20 protein-coding genes are annotated in these 24,631 nt (G+C 67.4%); 6 read left to right on the top strand and 14 right to left on the bottom strand.

Features of this window, described 5'->3' with window-relative positions; genetic code table 11:
* Positions 1 to 38 precede the first annotated feature (38 nt).
* From WKB25_RS11990 to gap, 3 genes are all read right to left on the bottom strand, one after another.
* The gene (locus tag WKB25_RS11990) at positions 39 to 1,415 is read right to left on the bottom strand and encodes a DUF3999 domain-containing protein (RefSeq protein ID WP_340570881.1); all 1,377 of its coding nucleotides are present in this window, start codon (positions 1,413 to 1,415) and stop codon (positions 39 to 41) included.
* Positions 1,412 to 4,096: a DUF2339 domain-containing protein gene (locus tag WKB25_RS11985; RefSeq protein WP_340570879.1), complete on the bottom strand. Its 2,685-nt coding sequence runs from the start codon at positions 4,094 to 4,096 to the stop codon at positions 1,412 to 1,414. The genes WKB25_RS11990 and WKB25_RS11985 overlap by 4 nt, the downstream gene beginning before the upstream one ends.
* 129 nt (positions 4,097 to 4,225) lie before the next feature.
* Positions 4,226 to 5,230, bottom strand: coding sequence for a type I glyceraldehyde-3-phosphate dehydrogenase (gene gap / locus WKB25_RS11980; protein WP_340570877.1), 1,005 nt, complete (start codon positions 5,228 to 5,230; stop codon positions 4,226 to 4,228).
* Between the two features lie 193 nt (positions 5,231 to 5,423).
* On the opposite strand from gap, the gene WKB25_RS11975 reads away from it, so the two are divergent.
* The 3 genes from WKB25_RS11975 (at position 5,424) to WKB25_RS11965 (ending at position 8,251) form a co-directional block, all read left to right on the top strand.
* Complete coding sequence (locus tag WKB25_RS11975; protein ID WP_025874251.1) at positions 5,424 to 6,053, top strand: OmpW family outer membrane protein; 630 nt, start codon at positions 5,424 to 5,426, stop codon at positions 6,051 to 6,053.
* A 568-nt stretch (positions 6,054 to 6,621) separates the two neighbouring features.
* Entirely contained in the window at positions 6,622 to 7,440 is an 819-nt protein-coding gene (locus WKB25_RS11970; RefSeq protein ID WP_340570876.1) for a S1/P1 nuclease, read from the top strand.
* A 10-nt stretch (positions 7,441 to 7,450) separates the two neighbouring features.
* On the top strand, positions 7,451 to 8,251 hold the full coding sequence (locus tag WKB25_RS11965; RefSeq protein ID WP_340570874.1) for an MBL fold metallo-hydrolase: 801 nt from the start codon (positions 7,451 to 7,453) through the stop codon (positions 8,249 to 8,251).
* Between the two features lie 41 nt (positions 8,252 to 8,292).
* Here WKB25_RS11965 and WKB25_RS11960 read toward each other — a convergent pair whose 3' ends face one another.
* From WKB25_RS11960 to WKB25_RS11950, 3 genes are read right to left on the bottom strand one after another with little or no spacing between them, the layout of a single operon-like run.
* Positions 8,293 to 8,853, bottom strand: coding sequence for a hypothetical protein (locus WKB25_RS11960; protein WP_340570873.1), 561 nt, complete (start codon positions 8,851 to 8,853; stop codon positions 8,293 to 8,295).
* A complete protein-coding gene (locus WKB25_RS11955; protein WP_340570871.1) occupies positions 8,853 to 10,067 on the bottom strand; it encodes a TonB family protein in 1,215 nt (404 codons plus the stop codon). The genes WKB25_RS11960 and WKB25_RS11955 overlap by 1 nt, the downstream gene beginning before the upstream one ends.
* Positions 10,060 to 10,425 (bottom strand): BlaI/MecI/CopY family transcriptional regulator, encoded by a 366-nt coding sequence (locus WKB25_RS11950; RefSeq protein ID WP_340570869.1) that lies wholly within the window; start codon positions 10,423 to 10,425, stop codon positions 10,060 to 10,062. Before WKB25_RS11950 ends, WKB25_RS11955 begins: the two co-directional genes overlap by 8 nt.
* A 118-nt stretch (positions 10,426 to 10,543) precedes the next feature.
* Between WKB25_RS11950 and WKB25_RS11945 the strand changes: the two genes are divergently transcribed.
* The 3 genes from WKB25_RS11945 (at position 10,544) to WKB25_RS11935 (ending at position 13,734) form a co-directional block, all read left to right on the top strand.
* Complete coding sequence (locus WKB25_RS11945) at positions 10,544 to 11,101, top strand: flavin reductase family protein (protein WP_340570868.1); 558 nt, start codon at positions 10,544 to 10,546, stop codon at positions 11,099 to 11,101.
* Between the two features lie 32 nt (positions 11,102 to 11,133).
* Complete coding sequence (locus tag WKB25_RS11940) at positions 11,134 to 13,101, top strand: acetyl-CoA hydrolase/transferase C-terminal domain-containing protein (protein WP_340570866.1); 1,968 nt, start codon at positions 11,134 to 11,136, stop codon at positions 13,099 to 13,101.
* An 84-nt stretch (positions 13,102 to 13,185) separates the two neighbouring features.
* Entirely contained in the window at positions 13,186 to 13,734 is a 549-nt protein-coding gene (locus WKB25_RS11935) for an NADAR family protein (RefSeq protein WP_340570892.1), read from the top strand.
* Between the two features lie 109 nt (positions 13,735 to 13,843).
* Here the strand turns inward: WKB25_RS11935 and tkt are convergent, their stop codons facing one another.
* The 8 genes from tkt to WKB25_RS11895 all read right to left on the bottom strand — a co-directional run bounded on the left by tkt (position 13,844) and on the right by WKB25_RS11895 (position 24,440).
* On the bottom strand, positions 13,844 to 15,841 hold the full coding sequence (tkt, locus tag WKB25_RS11930; RefSeq protein ID WP_340570864.1) for a transketolase: 1,998 nt from the start codon (positions 15,839 to 15,841) through the stop codon (positions 13,844 to 13,846).
* A 201-nt stretch (positions 15,842 to 16,042) separates the two neighbouring features.
* Positions 16,043 to 17,377, bottom strand: a complete 1,335-nt coding sequence (locus WKB25_RS11925; protein WP_340570862.1) for a dicarboxylate/amino acid:cation symporter — start codon at positions 17,375 to 17,377, stop codon at positions 16,043 to 16,045.
* Positions 17,378 to 17,440: 63 nt separating this feature from the next.
* Positions 17,441 to 19,135 (bottom strand): BatD family protein, encoded by a 1,695-nt coding sequence (locus tag WKB25_RS11920; RefSeq protein ID WP_340570860.1) that lies wholly within the window; start codon positions 19,133 to 19,135, stop codon positions 17,441 to 17,443.
* Positions 19,132 to 21,012, bottom strand: coding sequence for a VWA domain-containing protein (locus tag WKB25_RS11915; RefSeq protein ID WP_340570890.1), 1,881 nt, complete (start codon positions 21,010 to 21,012; stop codon positions 19,132 to 19,134). Before WKB25_RS11915 ends, WKB25_RS11920 begins: the two co-directional genes overlap by 4 nt.
* A 17-nt stretch (positions 21,013 to 21,029) precedes the next feature.
* On the bottom strand, positions 21,030 to 22,034 hold the full coding sequence (locus tag WKB25_RS11910) for a VWA domain-containing protein (RefSeq protein WP_340570858.1): 1,005 nt from the start codon (positions 22,032 to 22,034) through the stop codon (positions 21,030 to 21,032).
* Positions 22,031 to 22,480, bottom strand: coding sequence for a DUF4381 domain-containing protein (locus tag WKB25_RS11905; protein WP_340570856.1), 450 nt, complete (start codon positions 22,478 to 22,480; stop codon positions 22,031 to 22,033). Before WKB25_RS11905 ends, WKB25_RS11910 begins: the two co-directional genes overlap by 4 nt.
* Entirely contained in the window at positions 22,477 to 23,406 is a 930-nt protein-coding gene (locus WKB25_RS11900) for a DUF58 domain-containing protein (protein WP_340570854.1), read from the bottom strand. The genes WKB25_RS11905 and WKB25_RS11900 overlap by 4 nt, the downstream gene beginning before the upstream one ends.
* Before the next feature lie 8 nt (positions 23,407 to 23,414).
* Positions 23,415 to 24,440, bottom strand: a complete 1,026-nt coding sequence (locus WKB25_RS11895) for a MoxR family ATPase (RefSeq protein WP_340570852.1) — start codon at positions 24,438 to 24,440, stop codon at positions 23,415 to 23,417.
* Between the last annotated feature and the right edge of the window lie 191 nt (positions 24,441 to 24,631).

Here is a 24,631-nt window from a genome sequence, read left to right as displayed (position 1 = left end):
ACCATCCACCCACGAGGGGCTGCGCCGTTCGCTGCAAACTACGCCGAAGGCGACGGCTTCTGCTTCAGCAGGCTCAACGCCAGCCCGCCGACAACCAGTACCCCCAACCCCAGCAACGCCCACAGCAGCCACGCCTTCCAGTCGTGCTGCGGCTTCAGCGCCGCATCACCGGCCAGCGTCTCCGGGCTGCCTTCCAAGCGTGCCAGCGTCGGCTGCCACGACGGATCATTGCGCTGGCGCAGTTCCTCGATCAGCACCGTGATCGGTGCCTCTGCGCGGCGCGCGGTGGTACTGCCCACGGCCAGTGCGTAGGGCGCTGCGCCCTGGCTGAGGAACACCATCACTTCCGGTTGATAGCCCAGGCGCAGCGTCGGGGCGCTGGTGGTCTCCACCGGGCTCGCGACCAGCTTCCAGTAGCGGTCGCGGTACATGCCGCCCAACGGCTGTGCCGCCGATTGCTGGCGCTGGCCCGGGGCACCCTGCTGCAGCTGATAGGCAATCCAGGGCGCGCTTCGGCGCTGCCATTCGGCGGCAGCGTCATCGCGACTGAACAAGGTCCACTGCACCAGGCTGTTGTCGGTGCTGGCCACGTCGGCGCGGGTCACCGGGAATCGGCCATCCAGTTCAAAGGTGAATTCCCCCTTGCCCTGCGCGGTCGGTGCCAGCGACAGCCATTCCCAGGGCACCGTTGCCGGCGCCGGCGGCAGTTCCGCCAATACACTGCGCAGTTCCGGCAGGCGCGCCTCGCCCTGCGGCAGGATCCGCAGGTAGCGCACGTTGCTGTCGACCTGCAGGCGGCGCTGCAGCAGGCGCTTGCCCGCGCGCTGCAGATCCACCAGGGGGACGTCGCGGGCGATCGACTGCCAGCGCTGCAGATCGTCGCTGGCATCGAGCTGTACCTGCGCCTGCAGCGGCTGGCTGCCTTCGGCCCAGTCCAGCACCAGCGCTGCCAACGGCTGCTGACCAAGCACGCTGGCATCGATCAACCAACCACCCTGCCCGTTCGCCACTGCACCACCACCAAGCCGAGCTTCGACCCGGCGCACACGGCCGTCGGTATCGCGCTCGGTCAGCAGCTGCAGATCGTTGCGCTGGGCCTCGGCCAGCGGCGGCAGCGCGAACCACGGCAGCTCGCGCTGCACCGGTGGCTGCGCCAACGGCTGGTCCGGCGCCAGCAGCGCCGACGGCAATGCCTGGCCAGCGGCGTTGAACACCTGCAGGTCGCCCAGATCGGCTGCGCCTGCACGGCGATAGATCGCCGGCTCCAGCACCACCCGGTAGGCACCGGACTGCGCGCTGGACAGGCTCAGCGGCCATTGTTCGGCGTACTGCGCGCGGTAGTCCGTGGCCTGTGCAGCAACTGCACCGGCCACGCCGAACAATACCGGCAGCAACGCTCGGCTCCACTTCCTCATTGGTTTTCCTCCACGGTTGGCGGCGCGCTCGGCGGCGCGGGCGCCAGGTAGCCCACCACGGTGCACAGCAGGCCGTAGGCGATGAACGATGCGATTCCCAGCAGGTTGCCCAGGTGCTGGCGGTCGATCAGCACCAGCTTGGCCAGCACCACGGCCATCAACACGGCGCCGACCATCCACAACACACGCTGGCCACGACGCGAGCCCCATACCCAGGCGATCACGCCAAGCACGCTCCACAACACGGTCAGGCTGGTCTGGGCCAGGCTGAAGCGGGCCATTGTCGGATCCCAGACCACCCCGCCCCAATGATGCACGCCGTGCAGCACGGTGCTGGTCAACGCGATGAAACCGGCCACGGCCAGCACCGGCACACGCAACCGCTGCAGCGGCGCCGGGCCCTGCGCGTCATACAGCCAGCGCGCGATCAGCAACAGGCTGACCCACTGTGCCAGTTCGGCAGGATTGAGCAGCGGCAGCCACGGCAACGGCGTGGCGTCACCCGCCAAGGTCAGGCCGAACAACCAGGCCAACGCCAGCACCGCGAAAATCACGCTCTGCAGCGGCAGGCGCATCGGATCAAACGCTGCACCCAGCGGCCAGCGCAGCACGTTCCAGCGCCACAGCGACAGCGCCGCCAGCAGCAACCACGGCAGGGTGACCAGCAACGCGGTCCAGCCCTGCGCCAGGCGCGCGTCGCCGCCGCCCCACAGGGCCAGCAGCGAAAGCAGCGACGGCCACAGCAGCCACCACAGGAACTGCGCGATACGGGCCACGCCGCCACTGCCCTGACGCAGGCACAGCAGGCTGCGCACGCCGAGTACAGCGAACACTGCCCACGCCAATGCGCCGTAGCCGGCAAACGGCTGCTGATGCGCGTCGCTCTGCAGCAGCGCCAACGGGAAGCCCGCTGCCAGCATCACCAGCGCGGTCACGCCCAGCGCACGCGCCGGCATACGGCGCTGTACTTCCGACGCCAGCCAGGCGGTGACGGCGGCCAGCACCAGCACGGCATCGGCCTGTGCCGAATGCGGGAAGAAGCGGCCGATTTCATGCACCAGACCGCCCAACCACCACAGCAGGCCCCACAGGTAGTACGCCAGGGCGATGTCATGGCGCTGCCTGCGCTGATAGCTCCACGCCGCCGCGAAACCTGCCACGGCCAGCAGCAGCGCGCCGATCGCAGTCGGGTTGAGCAGGAAGCGCTGGTCCTGGTGCCAATGGTCGGCACCCACCACGAACGCGAATGCGGCGGCGAGTTGCAGCAGCGCACCGGTCACCTGCGGCAACCAGCGCTTCTGGCGCAACCCCAGCCAGGCCAGACCGGCGCCTTCCAGCGCGAATACCGCGCCGGTGGCACGCGCCGAGAATGCCAACGGCACCGCCAGCGTCGCAAAGCCCACGGCCAGTACCGCATGCGACTGCGCCAGCACCGTGTACGACGCGCGCGCGATCAGCGCCCGCGCCAGCAGCGCATAGATCGCGGCCAGGCCCAGCGCACACAGGGCCAGCGTCATCGGTTGTTCGTGCAGCATGCCGGCCTGCAGCGAGAAGGCAATCAGCGGCGTGCCGAACACCAGGCTGCCGTCAACCAGATCGCGCCGCCCGGCCGGCTGCCGGCGCGCATACAACAGCGGAATCAGCAGGTAGAAGGCGAAGAACAGCAGCAGGAAGGGTTCGGTGCTGGCGAACTTGGCCGCGTCGTACTGCAGCACGCCCCAGAACGTGCCGATGCCGAAGGTGAACGCGAAGCCGAGCAGGTTCAGCACACGCCACGGGCGATACCAGGCAATGGCGAAAATGCCCGCGTTGAGCACGGCGTAGTAGCTGAACAGCCCGACGTGGTTGCCACTACCGGTGGACAGCCACAGCGGCGCCATGAAGCCCGCCAGGATGCCCAGCACCGCCAACGTGCGCGAGTTCTGCACCACCGCCAGCACGCACAGCCCCGCCACCAGGGCGATCGAGCTGGCAAAAGCGAAACCGGGCGCAAGCAGGTCGAAGCGCTTGAAGGCAGCGAAGATGGTCAGCAGCAGCACGCCGATGGCGCCGCCCTGCAGGGCCAGCGCGAACATCCGCCGGCGCTCGCGCTGGTGCCAGCCGAAGGCCAGCAGGCCCAGCGCACCGACGGTGATGCCCACCAGCCGCAGTTCGACCGGCACCACCAGCCAGCCCTGGTCGCTGACGTACTTGAGGAGCGCAGCGACACCCGCCAGCAGCACCAGCATGCCGATCCTCACCGGCACATTGCCCTGGGTGAACCAGTGTTTGACCGCGCCAATCGCGCGCTCGACCAGGTTCGGCAGGGCCGGCTCTGCCGGCAGCGGCGGCAATGCGGACTCCGGTGGCAACGGCGGTGGCGGCATTGGGCGCGGGGGCCGGGCCGGCGGCGGCGGCTCTTCGCGGGCGGCGACCGGCGCAGATGCCGGGGCGGCCGTGGGCCGCAGGAACGAGGGTTCGCTGCTGGCCTCGCGTGTTGCCGCAGGCGCGCGCGGCGGCTCGGCGGCCGCCGAGGGCGCACGGCCTACCGTCCCTGCCGGAGTGGGCGCGACCTGCACGGTCTGTGCGGCCTCCAGCGCGGCGACCCGCCGGCGCAGGCCGGCAATCATCACCAGCGCCACCACCAGCAGCAGCGGTATCGCCAGCAGGACCAGTACTGCCAGGACCAAGAGTGCTTCCATTCCTCGCCTTCCAATGCGATCCCGCGCGCCACGATGGCGGCGGTCGACGGGCCCATGCTACGTCAGCCCGGGCCCCTTAAACGACGAACCCCGGCCAGGCCGGGGTTCGTGCGACGATCTTCGCAGGCCTTACTTGGCTGCAACGACCTTTGCCATTTCCAGGCACTTGTTGGAGTAGCCCCACTCGTTGTCGTACCACGACACCAGCTTGACGAAGGTGCCGTCGAGGGCGATGCCGGCGTCGGCATCGAACACCGAGGTGTGGGTTTCACCGCGGAAATCGGTGGCAACCACCTTGTCCTCGGTGTAGCCCAGGATGCCCTTCAGTGCGCCTTCGCTCTGTGCCTTCACTTCGGCGCAGATCGCGGCGTAGGTGGCTTCCTTTTCCAGCTCGACGGTCAGATCGACCACCGACACGTCCGAGGTCGGCACGCGGAAGCTCATGCCGGTCAGCTTCTTGTTCAGTTCCGGAATGACCACGCCGACAGCCTTGGCTGCGCCGGTGGAGGACGGAATGATGTTCTCCAGGATGCCACGGCCGCCGCGCCAGTCCTTGTTGGACGGGCCATCGACGGTCTTCTGGGTGGCGGTAGCCGCATGCACGGTGGTCATCAGGCCGCGCTTGATGCCCCACTTGTCATTGATGACCTTGGCCAGCGGCGCCAGGCAGTTGGTGGTGCACGAGGCGTTGGAGATGATCGCCTGGCCGGCGTAGGTCTTGTCGTTCACGCCGAACACGAACATCGGCGTGTCGTCCTTCGACGGTGCCGACAGGATGACCTTCTTGGCGCCGGCATCGATGTGCTTCTGCGCGCTGACCTTGTCCAGGAACAGGCCGGTGGCTTCGAGCACGACGTCAACGCCGACTTCGTCCCACTTCAGGTTGGACGGATCGCGCTCCTGGGTCAGGCGGATCTTCTTGCCGTTGACCAGCAGATCCTTGCCATCGACGGCTACGTCGGCCTTGAAACGGCCGTGCACGGAGTCGTACTTGAGCATGTAGGCCAGGTAATCCGGCTCCAGCAGATCGTTGATGGCCACGATTTCGATGTCGTCGCCGAAGTTCAGCACCGCCGAGCGCAGGACGTTACGCCCGATGCGACCGAAACCGTTGATACCAACCTTGATTGCCATGTTCTCAAGCTCCTGCAGCCGCGACAGGTGCGGCGGGGTGGATAGGGCCCACAAGTCTAGCAGGCCGGCCTTGACCACCGCCGGCCAAGGCCGGCCCCGGGACGGGAGCCGGACAGGATTTGATCCGGATCAAAGCGTTAGCGCGGCGTGAGGCCGAGACTGGCCACATCCACCCAGCAACGAGATCACCCCCATGCGCAAGACCTCCCCCCTGATCGTGGCCAGCCTGGCCGCCGCCCTGTCGCTGGCCGCCGCCCCGGCCATGGCCCAGTCCAAGGGCGACTGGACCCTTTCCGCCGGCGTGCACCAGGTCGCCCCGAAGTCGAACAACGGCTGGCTGGCCGGTGGCACCCTGAAGGTCGACGTCGACAACGACGTCAAGCCGACCATCACCGGTGAGTACTTCATCGCCGACAACCTGGGCATCGAAGTGCTGGCGGCGCTGCCGTTCAAGCACGACATCAACATCAACGGCCTGGGCCGCGTGGGCAGCACCAAGCAGCTGCCGCCGGTGGTCACCCTGCAGTACCACTTCAACAGCAAGGGCAAGGTGTCGCCGTTCGTCGGCGCCGGCCTGAACTACACCACCTTCTTCAGCGAAGACACCACCGGTGCGCTGGCAGGCAGCAAGTTGAAGCTGCAGGATTCGTGGGGCCTGGCCGCCCACGCGGGCATCGACTTCGCGATTGGCGAGAAGGGCGCCCTGCGCGTGGACATGCGCTGGATCGACATCGACAGCAAGGTGAAGCTGGACGGCGAGAAGATCGGCACGGTCAACATCGATCCGCTGGTCTACGGCGCGTCGTACGTCTTCAAGTTCTAAGGGGTTGTTTTGCGGGGGCTTCGCCCCCGCTCCCCCGCTACAGGCAAAACCCTCGCAGCATGTTGCCCCGGTATGTGTGTGCCGGGGCTTTTTTGTTGGGCACGACCGGCGAAGGTACCGGTGTGGGTCGAGGCAGGGGAAGGGGCCGGGACACGCCGTAAACCCATCCCTGGGGGCTCGATGGCGCCATCCATGGCGCCAACGGTCCCGTCCCCTTCCCCTGCCTCGCCCTTCCATTTTCCACGCGCGCGCAAGCGCAAGCAGAAGCCGGCAACCGCATTGCGCAGTTGCCGTCGGCTGCATGCGATTGCGGGCTGCAGGATGTGATCCTGCATTTGACTGTGATTCTGCTTTTGTCGTTTGCATCCGCCAACGCGGCCATGTTGGATGGTGGCTGCAGGGGCAGGCGCTGCGGGACCGTCCGCGGCATGGATGCCGCGGCCGAGCCTACAGGGACGTACTTGCGGCGTGTCCCGCAGCGCCTGTCCCTGCAGCCATCCGCCCAGAGAACAGGAACGCGCCGCTTTCCATCAACCCCCCATCCCCCCCCGCTGGCTAGAATGAGCGGATGAAAGCACTGCACTCCCTGTTCCTCGCCGCCGCCCTCGCGCCGGCCCTGCTGACCCTGTCCGCACCCGCCCATGCCTGGGGCGCGCAAGGCCACCGCCTGGTCGCCGAAGTGGCCGACAGCCGCCTCAACCCGACCGCGCGCGCCGAAGTCGACCGCCTGCTGGCCACCGAACCCGGCGCCACGCTGGCCAGCATCGCGCCCTGGGCCGACCAGCTGCGCGCCAAGGACCCCGGCCTGGGCCGTCGCTCGGCCGGCTGGCACTACGTCAACATCGCCGAAGATGGCTGCCACTACGAGGCTCCGAAGCACTGCAAGAGCGGCAACTGCATCGTCGAAGCGCTGAAGGCGCAGAGCACGATCCTCGGCGACCGCAGCCTGACCGATGGCGAGCGCCTGCAGGCGCTGAAGTTCGTCGTGCATCTGGTTGGCGACATCCATCAGCCGATGCACGCCGGCTACGGCCATGACAAGGGCGGCAACGATTTCCAGCTGCAGTTCGGCAACCGCGGTACCAACCTGCACTCGCTGTGGGACAGCGGCATGCTCAATACCCGCAAGGTCGACGATGCCGGTTACCTGCCCGTGCTGCGCGCGCTGCCAGCGCCGAAGCTGGCACGCCAGTCCAACCCGCAGCGCGATCCGGTCAGCTGGGCTGAAGCCAGCTGCCGCATTTCGGTGCAACCTGGCGTTTACCCTGCCTCGCGTAAGATCGGTGACGACTACACCACGCGCTACCGGCCGGTGGCCGAAGCGCAGCTGCGGCTGGCGGGTGAAAATCTGGCGCAGTTGCTGAACCGCGTGCTCGCCACACGCTGAGGAGTTTCCGATGTCGGTCCAGGTGCAATCGTTCTTCCACCGTGACAGCAATACCTTCAGCTACCTGGTCAGCGACCCGGCCAGCGGCGAGGCAGCGCTGATCGACACGGTACTGGATTACGACCCGGATACCGATGCCAGCAGCGAATCGCCGGTGCGCGCGATGCTCGATGCCATCGCGCAACAGCAGCTGCACGTGCGCTGGCTGCTGGAAACCCACGCCCATGCCGACCACGTGTCGGCGGGGCGTCGGCTCAAGCAACGGTTCCCGCAGGCGACGTTGGCCATCGGCGAAGGCATCCGCGCGGTGCAGGCCACGTTCGCACCGCGCTATGGCCTGCAGCTGCCCGATGAACATGCGGTCTTCGATCACCTGTTCGCCGATGGCGAGACCTTTGCACTGGGTGAGTTGCAGGGGCGCATCATCGCCGTGCCCGGCCACACCAGCGACAGCATCGCTTATCTGATCGACGATGCTGTCTTCACCGGCGATTCCCTGTTCATGCCCGATGGCGGCACTGCACGCTGCGATTTCCCCGGCGGCGACGCCGCGCAGCTGTACCGCTCGATCCAGCGTCTGCTCGCCCTGCCGGATGCCACCCGCGTGTTCGTCTGCCACGACTACGGCCCGGGCGGACGCGATTTCGCCAACGAAACCACCATCGGCGAGCAACGCGCGCACAACATCCACGTGCATGACGGCGTGGCCGAGGCAGAGTTCGTCAGCGTACGCCAGGCGCGCGATGCGACCCTGGCAGAGCCAACGCTGATGCAGCCGGCGGTGAAGGCGAACATCCATGGCGGGGCGTGAGGGCTGCATAGCCACTTCATCGCGCCGGCAATGACACCGCGTCATTTCCCCTGCGTGCGCACCACATGCTGGCCCTTCACGATCTCGAAGGTGAAGGCATACAGCAGGCTCACCGGCACCGGTTCGACGCGCTCGGCGCCTTCGCAGTCGCCACGGTCGCTCGGCACCTTGCCGGGGGCGAAGTGGCAGACGGCGGCGGGTGAATACTTCCACATCGCCACCGCCTCCTGCGCAGCCTGCAACAGCGGCGCGTTCTCGCTTGCCGCACCTGCAGCGCATTCGCTGCGGTCGACCAGCGCCAGGCTTCGCTCGACAACGCCTTCGGCATCGATCACCACCTGCAGGCAGATCGTGGTCGGCGCCAGCTCGGTGCGCGGGTCGCGGTCACCAATCTGCGGATCCGGCGCTGCATACAGCTGCGGCATCCGATAGCCTTCGGTTGCTCCCAGCGTGTACGCCTGCACTTGGCCGCTGCCGCCTTTGCCTTCCGCCTGCAGGCGTTGATGGCCGACGCTTTCATTGCGGGTATCGACGGTGGTCAGTCGTTCCTGGGTGGCGCAGCCGACAAGCATCCCTGCTGCCATCAGCAGTGCGATGCGCATCACCTGGCGGTCTCCGTCACTTCATCGCTCTCATCCATGGCGAAGGTGATCGGAATACGCACAGCACCCGCCACCGGCTTGCCATTCTTCAACGCCGGGCGGTAGGTCCAGCTTCGCGCTGCTGCAATCGATACCGCGTCGAACACGCCCGGATTGGTGGCGCTCACTACACGCACCTCGCTGACCGCGCCCTGCGCATCGACGTCGACGCGAAGCACCACGACGCCTGTCTCGCTCTGCTCGAACGCGCTCTTCGGGTAGCTCGGCGGCGGCATCTTGTCGACCCGGATCTCCCGATCCATGACGGCTACCGCTGGGCCGATCGCCATTGCGCCGCTCTGGCTCGCCCATGCCACCGCCCCCATGCCCAGGCACAACCCGACCACCAGCACCTGACCCGACACCCACGGCAATGCCTTCCGCTTGGACTGCTGCAACATGGCGATACGCTCCTTCAACACGGGTTGGCTGCGCCAATGGCAGACCGCCGGCGCAACCGGGTGGACCAGCTGCGCTTTCAGCAGCGTGCTGGCGTAAAGGCCGCGCAGCGCAGGCTGCGGGGCAATGGTGCGGGCATCGCAGGCCAATTCCTGGTCACGCAGGAAACGACGTGCGGCCCATGGCAGCAGCGGGTGGAACCAGAACACCGCGCGCATCAGCAGCAGCACGCCGTTGGCCCAGTGATCGCCATTGCGACGATGGCTGCGCTCGTGCTGCAGGATCAGGCGCTGCTCCTGCGCGGTGAACTGCTGGTCGAAATCGGGCCCAACCACGATGCGCGGCCGCCACAGGCCCACCAGCGCTGGTAGCCCGGGATCGCCACTGGCCTGCCAGCTGCCATCGGCACGCGCCCGCAGGCCGCCCATTCCACGTTCGAAGCGACGCTGTGCGCGCAGGTGGCGCAGCAGACAGAGGCCCGCGCCCAGTGTCCACACCAGCAACAGTACCCAGGGCCATTGCAGCGACGCTGTTGGCAGGCCTTCCACTGCTTCGGGCACCACCTTCAGCGGCAAGGTCGGCACATGCTGCAACAACGCAACCTGCGGCAGGGGAAGCAACAGCGCGGCCAGCAGCAGCGGCAGCAGCCACCAGCTGCGATACACCACTCCAGCGCCGCCCAACCGCAACAGCAGCGGCCGCACCGTCGCCAGCAGGATTACACCCACCGCCAGCCACAGGCTGGCCTGCCACAGTCCATCGAGCAGCTCATTCATCATCGAGCTCCTGGATCAGCTTCTTCAGTTCGGCGATGTCCTGCGCGCTGAGCTGGCCGCGCTCGCTGAAATGCGCCACCAGCGGTGCCACCCGGCCCTCAAATACACGCCCGAGGAAGTCCTGGCTCTGCGCCTGCACCCATGCCTGGCGCTGCAGCAGCGGCCGGTACAGATAGCGCCGGCCGTCGCGCTCGGCCGCGATCGCGCCCTTGGTCAGCAGGCGGTTGAGCAGGGTCTTGATGGTCGGCTCGGCCCAGTTGCGATGGGCCAGTGCCGACACGACCTCATCGGCGGTACGCGGTGACTGCTGCCACAGCACCTCCATCACAACGGCTTCGGCTTCGCTGATCGGGGTCATGGTTTACATCCGTAATCGACGATCTGATTACGCGCGTAATCGTTTCGACTGTCAACCCCCTCGACCGGCAATTCATCGCGCCTGCGCCAGCATGGGGGCCTCCACCGCAGGTATCGGCATGAAGTCCTTGCGCAAACGTGATTTCCCGGTCGAGCAGGCCCGGTGCTTCCTCGAGCCCGGCCCTGTCGTGCTGGTCAGCACCGCCTGGCGTGGCCAGCGCAACCTGATGACGATGGGCTGGCACATGGTGATGGGCTTTTCGCCCTCGCTGGTGGCCACCTACCTGTGGAACGAGAACCACAGCTTCGGCCTGGCCCGTGGCAGCGGCGAATGCGTGATCAACGTGCCCGGGGTCGAACTGCTGGACACCGTGGTCGACATCGGCAACTGCAGCGGCCGCGACGTGGACAAGTTCGAACGGTTCGGCCTGGATGCGGTACCGGCGCGGGACGTGGGGGCCCCGCTGGTGGGCCAGTGCCATTCCAGTTTCGAGTGCCGCCTGCATGACGACAGCCAGGTCGAATCGAGCAATCTCTTCATCTGGGAAATCGTGCGCGCCCACGTCGCGCCGCGCCCAAAGCTGCCGCGCACGGTGCATTACCGGGGCGATGGGCAGTTCATGGTGTCCGGCGCCGAAGTCTCGCGTCGACGGCGGTTCAAGCCCGACATGCTGTAATGCCAGCACTCCCCCAAGCAGGACCGCCCCGGATGACCGAACACCTCACCGACCTCGACGCCGCCGTTGACTGGCTGTTTGCGCGCGTGGATGGGCCGCTGCGGATCGGTGCGCCGCTGGCGCTGGGCAAACCTCACCGCCTGCTCAACGCCCTGTATGCGCGCGTGGAACAGGACCCATCGCGGCCGCTGCAGCTGTATACCGCGCTGTCACTGAACCCGCCGCAGGCAAAGGGCAACGGCCTGGAAGCGCGCTTCCTGGCGCCGTTCGCGGCGCGCCATTTCGGTGAAGACTTCCCGCGCCTGGCCTACGCCGATGCAATCGCCCGCGACGCGCTGCCGGCACACGTGCAGGTGGAAGAGTTCTACATGCAGTCCGGTGCCCTGCTCGGTTCGCGGCAGGCGCAATCCAGCTACACCAGCCTCAACTACACCCACGCTGCCGACGCCGTGGCCCAGCGCGCGCCGCAGGTGATCGTGCAGAAAGTGGCGATGCGGCCGGACGACCGGCGCCTGTCGCTGTCCTGCAACAACGACATCACCCAGGACACGCTGGACGCGATCGCTGCGCGCGGCCTGCCACGTCCGCTGCTGATTGCCGAGATCGATCCGCTGTTGCCGTATCTGGGCGGCACCGCCACGGTCGACGTGTCCTTCTTCGATCTGGTGATCACCCCGCCGCCGCCGTATCCGTCGTTGTTCGGGCTGCCACGGCAACCGGTGGCCGACGCCGACTACGCCATCGGCCTGTATGCCAGCACCCTGGTGCGCGACGGTGGCACATTGCAGATCGGCATCGGCACCCTGGCCGATGCACTCAGCCATGCGCTGGTGCTGCGCCACACCGACAACGCGCGCTACCGGCGCGTACTGGACGCACTGGACCCGCAACTGGCCAGCCATCCGCTGGTGCAGGAGATCGGTGGGCTGGATCCGTTCAAGATCGGCCTGTACGGCTGCAGCGAAATGCTCAACGAGGGCTTCCGCCGGCTGGTGCAGACTGGTGTGATCAAGCGCAAGGTGCATGATGACCTGGCGCTGATGCAACGCATCGAGAACGGCAGCACGCTGTCCATCGATCACGCCACGCTGGAGGCGGAGGGCGAATACCTGCACGGCGCGTTCTACCTGGGCTCATCCGAATTCTACGAATGGCTGCGCACCCTGCCCGAGGACGAATGCCGGGCGATCGGCATGCGCCGCATCAGCGAGATCAACCAGTTGTACGGCGGCAACGAAACACTGGAACGCCTGCAGCGCCGGCACGCCCGCTTCTTCAATTCCTGCATGATGGCCACCGCACTGGGCGCAGCGGTGTCCGATGCACTGGAAGATGGACGCGTGGTCTCCGGTGTGGGCGGCCAGTACAATTTCGTGGCGATGGCGCATGCGCTGCCGGAAGCACGCAGTGTGTTGATGTTCCGCGCCGCGCGCGATGACAAGGGCCAGCGCGACTCCAATGTGCGCTGGAACTACGGGCACACGACCATTCCGCGCCACCTGCGTGACATCTATCTCAACGAGTACGGCATCGCCGATGTGCGCGGCCTGACCGACGACGACTGCGTGCACGCGATGGCGGCAATCACCGAAGCGCCGTTCCAGGGCGCGCTGCTGCAGCAGGCCTTCGCGGCGCGCAAGCTGGCAGCAACGGCACAACCTGATACACAGCGGCAGCAGCGCAACACACCGCAGGCACTGGCGACGGCGCTGGTGCCGTTCCGCAACGATGGCACCCTCCCCGATTACCCGTTGGGCAGCGACTTCACCGAGATCGAACAGGTGCTGGTGAAGGCACTGGGCTGGCTGAAGGCCAACACGCAGACGCGCGGCAGCAAGCTGCGCACCGTGTGGGACGCGCTGTGGCAGCCTGCAGGCGATGGCGACGCGGTATACCTGCAGCGGATGGAACTACAGTCGCCCAAGGACTTCGGCGAACGGCTCAATGCACGGTTGTTGAGGCTGGCCCTGGCGCGCACCGCACAATCGCGCGGATGGTAGCGCCGGGCCATGCCCGGCGGATAACGATCAGTGCCAACCAGGGTTGGCACCTACCGCAGTGGCGCGGCACGCTATCCTGTGCGGATGAACGACGATTCGCGTTTCCTGCATGATCTGCAACGCCGCCAAGCCGATGGCGAGCACCTGCGCTATCTCTGCTTCTGGGGCCACCAGCCGCCGCGCACGGGCGTGGCGGCGTCGTGCTTCAGCCAGTGGTACGACGCAGGCTTCAACATCGATGGTGTGCACTACCCCACTGCCGAGCATTTCATGATGGCTGGCAAAGCGCGTCTGTTTGGTGACACCGACATCCTCGAACAGGTTCTCGCCAGCCGCACGCCTGACAAGGTGAAAGCGCTGGGCCGGAAAATCGAGGGCTTCGACGAGGCTCTCTGGGCGCAGGCGCGCTACGCCCTGGTGGTCGAAGGCAATCGGGCCAAGTTCTCGCAGAATGCCGCGCTGGGCGATTTCCTGTGCGCGACGGCAGATCAGGTCCTGGTGGAAGCCAGTCCGGTGGATTTTGTCTGGGGGATCGGCCTGGCCAAGGATCACGCCGATGCGCACAACCCGGCGCAGTGGCGCGGATTGAATCTTTTGGGGTTTGCGCTGATGGAAGTGCGGGACGCGATGTAACGCCCATCCACGCATGGCGTGGATCTACTGGCCCGGCGGACGATCCGTTTCGCCCGGCAAAGAAGAGGCCGGCTTTCGCCGGCCTCCCCGTATTCCGTTGCAGCGCGGCTTACAGCGCCTTGGCTGCTTCCACCACGTGCGCGGTGGTGATGCCGAAGTGCTGGTACAGCTTGTCGGCCGGGGCCGAGGCACCGAACGTGTCGATACCGATCACTGCACCGTCCAGGCCGACGAACTGGCGCCAGAAGCCGGTGACACCGGCCTCGATCGCCACGCGCTTGCGCACGGCGTTCGGCAGCACCGATTCGCGGTAGGCCGCATCCTGGCGCAGGAACACATCGGTGGACGGCATCGAGACCACGCGGGTCTTCAGGCCGGCCGCGTCCAGCTGCGCCTTCGCCTCGGTCGCCAGCGAGACTTCCGAACCAGTCGCGATCAGGATCACGTCCGGGGTACCGGCAGCATCGGCCAGCACGTAGCCACCGCGCTCGATCTGTGCGATCTGCTCGGCGTCGCGCGGCTGGTGCGGCAGGTTCTGGCGGCTGAACACCAGGCAGCTCGGGCCGTCCTGGCGGGTGATCGCAGCCTTCCAGCTCACGGCCGACTCGACCGCATCGCACGGGCGCCACACGTCGTTGTTCGGGATGTAGCGCAGCGAGGCCAGGTGCTCCACCGGCTGGTGGGTCGGGCCGTCTTCGCCCAGGCCGATCGAGTCGTGGGTGTAGACGTGGATGGCGTGAGCCGGGATCAGCGCGCTCATGCGCACGGCATTGCGGGCGTAATCGCTGAACACCAGGAAGGTGGCGTCGAACGGAATGAAACCACCGTGCAGGGCCAGGCCGTTGGCGATCGCGGTCATGCCGAACTCGCGCACACCGTAGTACACGTAGTTGGCATTGGCATCGTCGGTGGCGACGGATTTGCTGCCCTTCCACAGGGTCAGGTTCGAGTGTGCCAGGTCAGCCGAACCGCCCACAATTTCCGGCAGCAGCGGCGCGAACGCCTCGATGGCCAGCTGCGACGCCTTGCGCGAGGCAATGGTCTGGCCTTCGGCGGCAACCTGGGCGATGTAGGCGTCGGCCTTGGCAACGAAGTCGGCCGGCAGATCGCCATGCGAGCGACGGGTCAGTTCAGCGGCTTCGGCCGGGTACTGCGCAGCGTACTTGTCGAACTGCTGCTCCCACTCGGCCTGGCGCAGGGTGCCGGTACCGCCGGCACGCCAGCCGGCGTAGATCTCTTCCGGAATCTCGAACGGGCCGTAATTCCAGTCCAGCGCCTTGCGGGTGGCTTCCAGTTCGTCCTTGCCCAGCGGTGCGCCGTGGCTGGATTCCTTGCCGGCCTTGTTCGGCGAACCGAAACCAATCGTGGTGCGGCAGCAGATCAGGGTCGGCTTGCCGTCCTGCGACAGGGCCGCTTCGATACCGGCCTTGATGCTCTCCGGATCGTGGCCATCGACGCCGCGGATCACGTTCCAGCCATAGGCCTCGAAACGCTCCGGGGTGTTGTCGGTGAACCAGCCTTCGGTGTTGCCGTCGATGGAGATGTGGTTGTCATCCCAGAAGCAGACCAGCTTGTGCAGGCCCCAGGTGCCGGCCAGCGAGGCGGCTTCGTGGGAAATGCCTTCCATCAGGCAGCCATCGCCCATGAACACCCAGGTGCGGTGGTCGACGATTTCCAGCTCCGGGCGGTTGAAGCGCTGTGCCAGCAGCTTCTCGGCCAGGGCAAAACCGACGGCGTTTGCAAAACCCTGGCCCAGCGGACCGGTGGTGGTCTCCACGCCGGGGGTCTCGTGACGCTCCGGATGGCCAGCGGTGTGGCTGCCCAGCTGGCGGAAGGCCTTCAGCTGCTCGATCGGCAGGTCATACCCGCTCAGGTGCAGCAGCGCGTACTGCAGCATCGAGCCGTGGCCGTTGGACAGCACGAAGCGGTCGCGGTTGAACCACTGCGGGTTGTTCGGGTTGTGACGGTGGTAGTCGTTCCAGAGGACTTCGGCGATGTCGGCCATGCCCATGGGCATGCCGGGGTGGCCGGACTTTGCGGTTTCAACCGCATCGGCGGCAAGGAAGCGGATGGCGTTGGCCAACTGGCGACGGGTAGGCTGCGTCATGGTTCTGTCGGAATCGGGAGGCGGCCGCGGAACTGCGGGCGGCCTATTGTCCCACAGACGCCGGGTGGGGTCAGGCCAACAAGGCGGTAGTGCCGGCCGCTGGCCAGCATCGTGGTGATTTCCGCTGGATTCCGCATATGGAAAGGGGTCGGAGCCCTTTCCTGCGGAAAGGGATCCGACCCCGATCAGGTCTTGCCTGGGTCAGTTGTCCAGACGGGCCGCGGCGGCAGCGGCCTCGGCCGGGGTGTCCGCGGCTTCGCCCTTGGCCACCAGGGTGGTCAGGGCCAGGTCGCCGGTCACGTTCAGCGCGGTGCGGCACATGTCCAGGAAGTGGTTCACGCCCAGGATCAGACCGATGCCCAGCGGATTGACGCCGACCATCGCACAGATCATCGCCACCACCGGCAGCGAGCCGGACGGCACACCGGCCGTACCGATACCACCAAGGATGCAGACCGCCATCACCATGACCTGCTGGCCGATGCTCAGGTCCACACCGAAGAACTGCGCCAGGAAGATCACCGTCACGCCCTCGAACAGCGCCGTGCCGTTCTGGTTGGCGGTGGCGCCCACGGTCAGTACGAATCGCGACACGCGCTGCGGCAGGCCCATCTGGTCGGCCACGCGCAGCGCGGTCGGCAGCGTGGCGTTGCTGGAAGCTGTGGAGAAAGCCATCACCGTGGCCTCCTGGGTCTGCCGGAAGAATGCCAGCGGCGAACGCCCCGACAGCCATACCGCGGTGCCGTAGGTCACCACCATGTGCAGGCCCAGTGCCAGTACCACCACGCCCACGTAGGCGCCCAGGCGGATGATCAGGTCGAAGCCGAACAGCGCGGCCAGGTTGAACATGAAGCAGGCCACGGCATACGGCGCCAGGCGGATGACCAGGTTGATCAGGGTCATCGAGATTTCGAACACGCCTTCGATGGCGCGGCGCAGCGGGGCTACCTTGGCCTCGTCGGTCAGCACCATGCCGATACCGAACATCAGCGCGAAGAACATCAGCGACAGGATCGCGCCATTGTCCGAAGCGGCCTGCAGCACGTTGCTCGGCACGATCGACAGCAGCATGTCCATGCCCTTCGGCGTGCCATGGATGCCAGCCACGATTTCCTTGCTGCGCTCGGCGTTCTCCGACAGCATCAGCGCGGCCACCTGCGGGTCGACGCCGGCACCGGGCTTGAGCAGGTTGACCAGCACCAGGCCGATACCCACGGCGATGCCGGACAGCAGCACGGTGTAGGCCAACGTCTTCCAGCCGATGCGGCCGAGGGCGCGGATGTCGCCCATCTCCGACACGCCCATGATCAGCGCCGAGAAGATCAGCGGCACGATCAGCATGAAGATCAGGTTGAGGAACAGGCCCGAAGCCGGGGTGGTGACGTAGTCCATTACCCACTTGGCACCGGTCTGCAGGCCTTCGACGCTGCCGCCCAGGGCATGCACGATCAGTCCCAGGACCAGGCCGATCGCAAAGCCGATGCCCATCTTCCAATGCAGGGGCAACTTCTTCTTGTCGGCAGCAGCTGCTGTCATGCGCGGGATTCCTCGAAAAATGAATCTACTCTAACAAAGCGCGCAAGCCGCGCCGGTTCAGGGTCACCGCGGTGGATACAGCGGCGGCAACCCAGTGTCGACGGCGCCGCTGGCGGCCGACCAGTGCGGTCCGTCACGGAAGCTTTCGCGCAGGCGGGCCCGCAGCGCGCTGACATCGCCCACCCCGCCCCAGCGCGCCTGCTGCAATGCCTGCAGGGCCTGCCGCTGGGCCGGATCGGCCAGCCGCTCGATCACCTGTTCCAGACGCTCCACGCCCGCCATCGAACACAGCAGCGCCTCCACCTGGTCGAAGCCCTCGCCATCGATGGCCCGGCGCAGCTCGGCCATGCTGGCACGCGACGACGGCGCAGGTGCAATGGCCCCAGGGCGGGGAACCGTACGGGCATGGGCGACCGCATGGCGACCACGTCGCCATCCCCATGCCAGGGTCAACAGCCACAGCAGCGCCAGCCCTGCGGCGGCGGCCATCCACGGCCACGGCCGGGTACCGGCTGCGGTCGGTGCAAGAGAGGATGCAACGGCAGGCGCGGCGTCTTCCGGCAGCGCTGCATCGGTATCGATAGGTTGTGCCACGGGCGCGCCGGCCCGGCCTGCCGCCACGGCCAGTTCCAGATCCGGCAGGCTGGCCTGCTGGGCACTGCCGCTGTCCACGTTCCACCAGGCCACGCGCGGCCCGGGCACGCGCAGCGATCCAACCTGCCGCGGCACGATCGAATAGCGCCGGGTGATCTTCAGGCGTGGCGTGCTGCCGTTGAAGGTCTCCTCGTACTGGGCCGGTTCGGCGAACACCTGTGCGGCATCGCCGAGGTCGGGCACGGGCAGATCGGTGAACTGGGCCCGGGTAGCGCCGTTGGCGATTGCTTCGACCATCACGGTAGCCGCTTCGCCCGCGCGCGCAGTGCTGGGTGCGGCGGTGTAGCGCAGCTGCAGGTTGTGCAGGGGCAACCACGGCTGCACGGCCTGCGCCGGTTGCGCCTGCACCTGCAGCGTGCGTTCGGCACCGACAGCATTCATGCGGCCATCGCCACCGCTGCCGAAGAAGTCATCGAAGAAGCCCCCGGCACTGCGGCCGGTGAAGCGCGCGCCAGGCAGACGCAACGCACCGCTGCGCTCGGGGATCAGCAGGAAGCGACGTTCGACCACGTTGTAGCGACGGCCGTTGACCTGGCGCACGTCACTGCGATCCTCGCCCACCCGCTGCAGCGAAGCGCCACTGGGGGTGTCGAGCACCAGTTCGCCCGACGCCAGCTGCGAAGCGAAGTACAGCCTGACCACCACGCCCACGCTCTGCTGCACGTAGGGCGTGGGGTCATCCACCTCGGTTTCGATGAAGGCGGTGGCATTGCTCTGCGGGGTCGCCACCACGGCATCACTGACCTGCAGCGACAGGGGGGCGGTGCGTGCGCTGCCGACCTGCAACGAGGGCACCTGCAGCGTACCGGTGCGGCGCGGCGTCAACGCAACCGTGTAGAGATTGCGCTGCTGGACACCGCCGTTGCTCCACTGCACCTGGCGGTTGCTGCTCTGCGCACTGAGCACGAAATCGGCATTCAACGGTGCATAGTCCGGTGCACCTTCGTCGGTCTCGATGTGCAAGGTGACCGCATCACCGGCGGCGATGCTGTCCTGTTCCAGCCAGGCGCGCGTCTGCGCCATGGCCACCATCGGCAGCCACAGCAGCAGCATCGCCAGCACAGGCAGAGGCCACCGGAACTGCCTGCTCGCCATGCCTGTCATCGCCCTTCCCTCTTTCTACGTTCGTTTTCCAACTGGAACTTGGCGCGCAGCAATGCCCCCGGGTCGTCCGGCACGCGCCGCATCCACGCCTCTACGGCCTGCTGTTCCTCGCGCTGTTGCGGCGTGCCGCCATCACCGCGCACTGCCGTCTTGCCGGCTTCACCAGCGCGCGCCTGCTGCAGTGCCTGCTGCATGCGCTGACGCTGCTGGGCATCGGCCTGCGCCTGGGCCTGCGGGTCAGCTGCCTGCGGCTCCTGCTTCGCGCCCTGCTGGCCGGAACCTGCAGACGCCGGATTCTGCTGGCCCTTCTGGTCCTGCGGTTGCTGCTGGCCTTGCTGGCCCTGTTGCGGATTCTGCTGGCCCTGCTGCCCTTGCTGCCCTTGCTGCCCTTGCTGCCCTTGCTGCCCTTGCTGCCCTTGCTGACCTTGCTGACCTTGCTGCCCTTGCTGGCCCTGCTGGTTCTGCTGCTGCCCCTGCTGCGGCTTCTGCTGCCCCTTGCCCTGCCCCTGGTCATTGTTCGACGGCGGCTTGCGCTTGCGCGCAGCGTCGACCACGGCACGGTTGGCGATGGCATCGGCCATCTGCGGGTGGCGCGTCAGGGCCTTGTCGTAGGCGGCAATGGCGCCGTCGTAGTCACCCTGGCGGGCAAGCACGTTGCCGAGGTTGTACCAGCCAGCGTCGCTGTCGATACCTTCGAACTGCTTGCGAGCAGTAGCGAAATCACCTTGGCGGTAGGCCTGCACGCCCGCGGCCAGGCGCGCATGCTCACGCTGGTCGGCACGCTCCCACAGCGTGCCCGCTGCCGGTGCCGGCGCAGCTGTCGGCGCGCGCGGCTGCGCCTGCAGCTGCCCGCTCAAGGGCAGAAGACCCACGGCCAGCACTGCCGCCAGCACCGCGCGGCGGCGGAACGCCAGTAGTGCCAACAGCATCACCGGCGGCAACAACCAATAGCCTTCGTCCTGCCATTGCCGGGCTTGCCCGGGCCGCTGCAATGCGCCGCCATCGCTGGCATCCAGCACATCCAATGCCTGCAGATCGCGATCATCGCTGGCGATGCGCTGGTAACGCCCGCCGCCTGCGGTGGCGACGGCACGCAGGCTGGTTTCATCCAGCGCGGCCTGTGCGATCTGGCCTTGACCATCGCGATAGGCGGCGCCGGACGGCGTGCCCAGGCCCAGCACCGACACCTGCAGGCCGAGACCACGCGCCTGCGTTGCCGCAAGCACTGCTTCGCTGTCGGCCTGGTCGCTGACCAGGAGAATCTGGCCGCGCAGGGCACCGGTCTGCCGCAGCAACCGGACCGCCCAGTCGATGCCACGATCAGCACGCTGGCCATCACGCGGCATCACCTCCGGCGCCAGCGCATCCAGGTACAGCGCCACGTTTGCAGCGTCGTCGGTCAACGGCGCCACGGTATAGGCATCTTCGGCATACACCACCAGACCCACCTGCCCACCTTGACGGGCGCGCAGCAACGCGCCGATTTTTGCCCGCGCCTGCAGCAGGCGCGAGGGAGGAAGGTCGGTCGCGGTGATGCGGCTGGAGAGATCCAGCACCACCACCAGCGGTGCGCTGGCCTGATAGACCGGCTGCGCCTGCTGCCGCCAGCTGGGGCCAGCCATCGCCAGTGCAGCCAGGGTCCAGCCCAGCAGCAACGCCCATGGCAGGCGCGCGCGTCGCTTCCCTTCACCGGCCAGCAGGTGGGACAACAGATGGGCATCGACGGCCTGCCGCCAGGCGTCGCTGCGCCGTTGCCGGTATACGGCCACGGCGAGGATCAGCGGCAGTGCCGCCAGCATCCACAACCAGTCCGGGCGCAGGAAATGCAGCGCGCTCAAATCGAACCTGCTCAAGTCGAACGCGCTCCAGTCGGGCATCTTCAGGAAGGTGGCGCTCATCGGCGGCGCTCCGGCCATACCCACGCCAACGCGCCCAGCAGCAACGCGACAGCCAGCGGCCACGCATAGCGCTCGTTGCGAGGACGCAGTGCCGGTCCCTTCGCGGCGATCGGCTCCAGCCTGTCCAGTTCGGCATAGATGCCGGCCAGCTGGTCGGTGTCACGCGCACGGAAGAAGCGGCCGCCGGTCATCTCGGCAATCCTGCGCAGCGTTGCCTCGTCTACCGGGTCGCGGTCGGCGGCCACGGGAATGCCAAAGAACCGTGCACTACCGTCGCTGCCAAAGGCCACGGTGTGCACGCGCACGCCTTCGGCACGCGCCAGCTCGGCGGCGCGCAGGGGTTCCAGCACACCGGCGTTGCTGACGCCGTCGGTCAACAGGATCAGTACACGCTGCCCTTCGGGCTGGTTGCGCAGACGTTTGACCGCCAGCGCGATGGCATCACCAATGGCCGTCTCGCGCCCGGCAAGACCGACCACGCTGTCGCGCAGTTGATCGCGCACGCTGGACAGATCCGCCGTCAACGGCGTGAGCGTGTAGGCACGATCGCCGAACACCAGCAGGCCGACACGATCACCGGCACGACGGTCGAGGAAATCGGCGAGCACCGCCTTGGCAGCGGTCAGGCGCTCCACTGCCTGGGCGTCGAGCACCATGTCCGGCTCGCTCATGCTGCCGGACACGTCCATTGCCAGCATCATCTGCCGGCCTTCCTGTGGCGGAGTGATCGCCTCACCCAGCTGTTGCGGACGCGCCATCGCCACGCACAGCGCCAGCCAGCCCAGCCACAGCAAGCCGCTGCGCAGCCAGGAAACGCCGACACGACCACCGCCAGCCAGTACTTCAAGTTCGGCAGCGGCGTAGGGCACGCGCAGCGCCGCGCCCTGGTCGGCACGCCGTTTCCACGCGTACATCAGGATCGGCAACGGCAGTACCAGCAGTGCCAGCGGCCACGCCAGCTGCAGATCCGGCCACGGCCAGTAAGCTGCCAGCGTGCTCATCGTCGGCGCTCCTGCAGCAACGCCAGGTAACGCGCCCGCGCCCACGCGCGCACGTCGGCCACGGCAGCGGCATCCACGTGAGGACGATAGGCACCCTCGGCCAACAGATTGCGCTGCGCGGGCGGAAGGGTGCCCCTGGGATCGACATGCTGCCACCACGCGTCATCGCGCAGTGCTTCGCTGCCGGGGCGTGCCTGACGCGCCGCACGCCGCAGCAGGCTGGCGATGGCTGCCAGTTCCGACGGCGCGCCGTTCACTGCCGCAATCTCCTGATCGAACACACGCATCCACTGTTGGCGTCGGCGGCGCCGACGCCAGGCCAGCGCAGCAACGATTGCCAGCAACAGCAGAACCAGTACGATCAGCATCAGCCAGCCAGGTGCTGGTGGCCACCACGCTGGCGAGGCAGGCAACTGCACATCACGCAGTGGCAGGGAGGCACTCATGCAGGCACCTCCGTCGGTGTCGGCGCCAACCAGGCATCGCTGGCCGCATCGGTGGAAAGCACCTGCACGTCGACGCGACGTGCGGCAAGCTGGCTGCGCAGCTGCTGCAGCGGTTCGACGAAATGCGCTTGCCAGTGCGCCTGCACATCGCTGCGACGCAGGTCCAGGCCGACGCGCTGCTGTGCGGCGAGAAACTGCAGGGGTGCCGCTGGCGGCTGCAGCTCCAGCGGATCGACCAGCAGCAGCAGACTCAGGTCATGGTGCTGGGCCAGTGCGCTCCAGCGCGCCGGCGGAATGCGGATCGCCTGCTGCGGATCGGCCAGCACCAGCATCCGCGCGCCGGGGCGCAGCACCCGCCCGGCATGGTCCAGCGCGCGCTCCAGGCCGAGGTCATCGGCGGGTGGCTGCGCGTACCAGCGCGTGAGTGCATCGAGTACACGCAGTACACCGCGCGCACCGCCGGCCGGTGCGATCGGTGCTTCACGATCACTGCCGCGCAATGCACCGATGCGGTCGCCACGGCGCTGTGCGGACCATGCCGCGACGGCGCCGGCGCGCGCCGCCTGCACCGACTTGAAGCGCACGCGGGTACCGAAGTACAGCGCAGGCGACGTATCGGCGACGATCAGGGTGACCCTCTCGCGTTCTGCCTGGAACAGTTTGGTGTGCGTGCGACCGGTGCGTGCAGTGACGCGCCAGTCGATGTGGCGCGCGTCGTCGCCCGCCACGTATTCGCGCGATTCTGCATATTCCATGCCGCGCCCGCGCAGCGGCGAAGGTGCCTGGCCTGCGCTGCCCGCTCGCCCTCGACGAGGCGGTGGCGGACGCTGCGCCAGGCGCCGCAATGCCACCAGCTCGGCCAACTGCGGTCGCAGACCATCGCCTTCGCTGGTACCCGGAGCAGGTCCGTTGGTCGTGCCGGTCATGCGCGCACTCAGGGTGCCGGTACCCGGGCCAGCAGCTCCTGCACCAGGCGCTCACCATCCCACCCTTCGGCGACGGCTTCATAGCTGGGCAGGACCCGGTGGCGCAGCACATCGGCGGCCACAGCACGCACGTCGTCGGGTGTGACGAAATCACGCCCAGCCAACCACGCCCGCGCCCGTGCGCACCGTTCCAGTGCGATGGAGCCGCGGGGGCTGGCGCCCCAGGCGATGCGGCGCGCCAGCGAGGCGTCGTAGCGCGAAGGGTCGCGCGAGGCCAGTACCAGCTCGATCAGATAGCGCTCCAGTGCGGGGGCCATGTGCAGCTCCAGCACCTCGCGGCGCGCATCGAAGACATCCTGCATCGGCAGTTTTTCCGGCGCCGCTGTGGCCTCGCCAAGCGCACCACGGGCACGCTCGCGGGCCAACCGCAGGATTTCCGACTCGGCCGCCTGGTCGGGATAACCGATGCGTACGTGCATCAGGAAGCGATCCAGCTGTGCTTCCGGCAGCGGGAACGTGCCTTCCTGCTCGATCGGGTTCTGCGTGGCCATCACCAGGAACAGCGACGGCAGCGCATAGGTGTGGCGGCCGACGGTGACCTGGCGTTCGCCCATGGCTTCCAGCAGCGCGGACTGCACTTTGGCGGGCGCGCGGTTGATCTCATCGGCCAGCAGGATCGGATGGAAGATCGGCCCCGGCACGAACTCGAAACGCCCCTCCTGCGGACGCCAGATCTCGGTGCCGGTCAGGTCCGAAGGCAGCAGGTCCGGCGTGAACTGCACCCGTGCGAAGTCTGCTTCCAGCCGCGCCGCCAACGCTCGGATGGCCGTAGTCTTGGCCAGGCCAGGCGCACCTTCCACCAGCAGGTGGCCATCGGCCAGCAAGGCGATCAGCAGGCGTTCGACCAGCGCTGCCTGGCCGACGATCTCGGCCGACAGTGCATCGCGCAGGTCGCTGAAAGCCGCATGCAGGCGCGAGGTGACGGGGGCAGGCGGCGGAGAAATGGATTCGGGCATCGGCGGAGGCAGGTTCATGGGGGCCTTTGACCGGCGCAGGATGGCTCGGGTTCCCCACATCATCGCAGGCCGTCCGGCTGCTGGCATCAAGAACGGCTGAACAGCCTCCACGCATGGCGTGGATCTACTCGCCCATCCACGAATGGCGTGGATCTACTCGCCCATCCACGCATGGCGTGGATTTACTGGCGCAAACGACGCGGGGCCGC

The organism is Stenotrophomonas sp. G106K1, from assembly GCF_037969685.1.
Classification (GTDB): Bacteria; Pseudomonadota; Gammaproteobacteria; order Xanthomonadales; family Xanthomonadaceae; genus Stenotrophomonas; species Stenotrophomonas lactitubi.
This window is presented reverse-complemented; position numbering and strand designations above follow the sequence as displayed.

Bases quoted from the DNA above. Each gene is read 5' to 3' on its own strand.
- WKB25_RS11895 (WP_340570852.1), bottom strand. From the start codon at position 24,440: ATGAACCTGCCTCCGCCGATGCCCGAATCCATTTCTCCGCCGCCTGCC.
- WKB25_RS11910 (WP_340570858.1), bottom strand. From the start codon at position 22,034: ATGAGCACGCTGGCAGCTTACTGGCCGTGGCCGGATCTGCAGCTGGCG.
- WKB25_RS11905 (WP_340570856.1), bottom strand. From the start codon at position 22,480: ATGAGTGCCTCCCTGCCACTGCGTGATGTGCAGTTGCCTGCCTCGCCA.
- WKB25_RS11970 (WP_340570876.1), top strand. From the start codon at position 6,622: ATGAAAGCACTGCACTCCCTGTTCCTCGCCGCCGCCCTCGCGCCGGCC.
- WKB25_RS11920 (WP_340570860.1), bottom strand. From the start codon at position 19,135: ATGACAGGCATGGCGAGCAGGCAGTTCCGGTGGCCTCTGCCTGTGCTG.
- WKB25_RS11940 (WP_340570866.1), top strand. From the start codon at position 11,134: ATGACCGAACACCTCACCGACCTCGACGCCGCCGTTGACTGGCTGTTT.
- WKB25_RS11925 (WP_340570862.1), bottom strand. From the start codon at position 17,377: ATGACAGCAGCTGCTGCCGACAAGAAGAAGTTGCCCCTGCATTGGAAG.
- WKB25_RS11960 (WP_340570873.1), bottom strand. From the start codon at position 8,853: ATGCGCATCGCACTGCTGATGGCAGCAGGGATGCTTGTCGGCTGCGCC.
- WKB25_RS11985 (WP_340570879.1), bottom strand. From the start codon at position 4,096: ATGGAAGCACTCTTGGTCCTGGCAGTACTGGTCCTGCTGGCGATACCG.
- WKB25_RS11900 (WP_340570854.1), bottom strand. From the start codon at position 23,406: ATGACCGGCACGACCAACGGACCTGCTCCGGGTACCAGCGAAGGCGAT.
- WKB25_RS11965 (WP_340570874.1), top strand. From the start codon at position 7,451: ATGTCGGTCCAGGTGCAATCGTTCTTCCACCGTGACAGCAATACCTTC.
- WKB25_RS11975 (WP_025874251.1), top strand. From the start codon at position 5,424: ATGCGCAAGACCTCCCCCCTGATCGTGGCCAGCCTGGCCGCCGCCCTG.
- WKB25_RS11945 (WP_340570868.1), top strand. From the start codon at position 10,544: ATGAAGTCCTTGCGCAAACGTGATTTCCCGGTCGAGCAGGCCCGGTGC.
- gap (WP_340570877.1), bottom strand. From the start codon at position 5,230: ATGGCAATCAAGGTTGGTATCAACGGTTTCGGTCGCATCGGGCGTAAC.
- WKB25_RS11935 (WP_340570892.1), top strand. From the start codon at position 13,186: ATGAACGACGATTCGCGTTTCCTGCATGATCTGCAACGCCGCCAAGCC.
- tkt (WP_340570864.1), bottom strand. From the start codon at position 15,841: ATGACGCAGCCTACCCGTCGCCAGTTGGCCAACGCCATCCGCTTCCTT.
- WKB25_RS11950 (WP_340570869.1), bottom strand. From the start codon at position 10,425: ATGACCCCGATCAGCGAAGCCGAAGCCGTTGTGATGGAGGTGCTGTGG.
- WKB25_RS11915 (WP_340570890.1), bottom strand. From the start codon at position 21,012: ATGCCCGACTGGAGCGCGTTCGACTTGAGCAGGTTCGATTTGAGCGCG.
- WKB25_RS11990 (WP_340570881.1), bottom strand. From the start codon at position 1,415: ATGAGGAAGTGGAGCCGAGCGTTGCTGCCGGTATTGTTCGGCGTGGCC.
- WKB25_RS11955 (WP_340570871.1), bottom strand. From the start codon at position 10,067: ATGAATGAGCTGCTCGATGGACTGTGGCAGGCCAGCCTGTGGCTGGCG.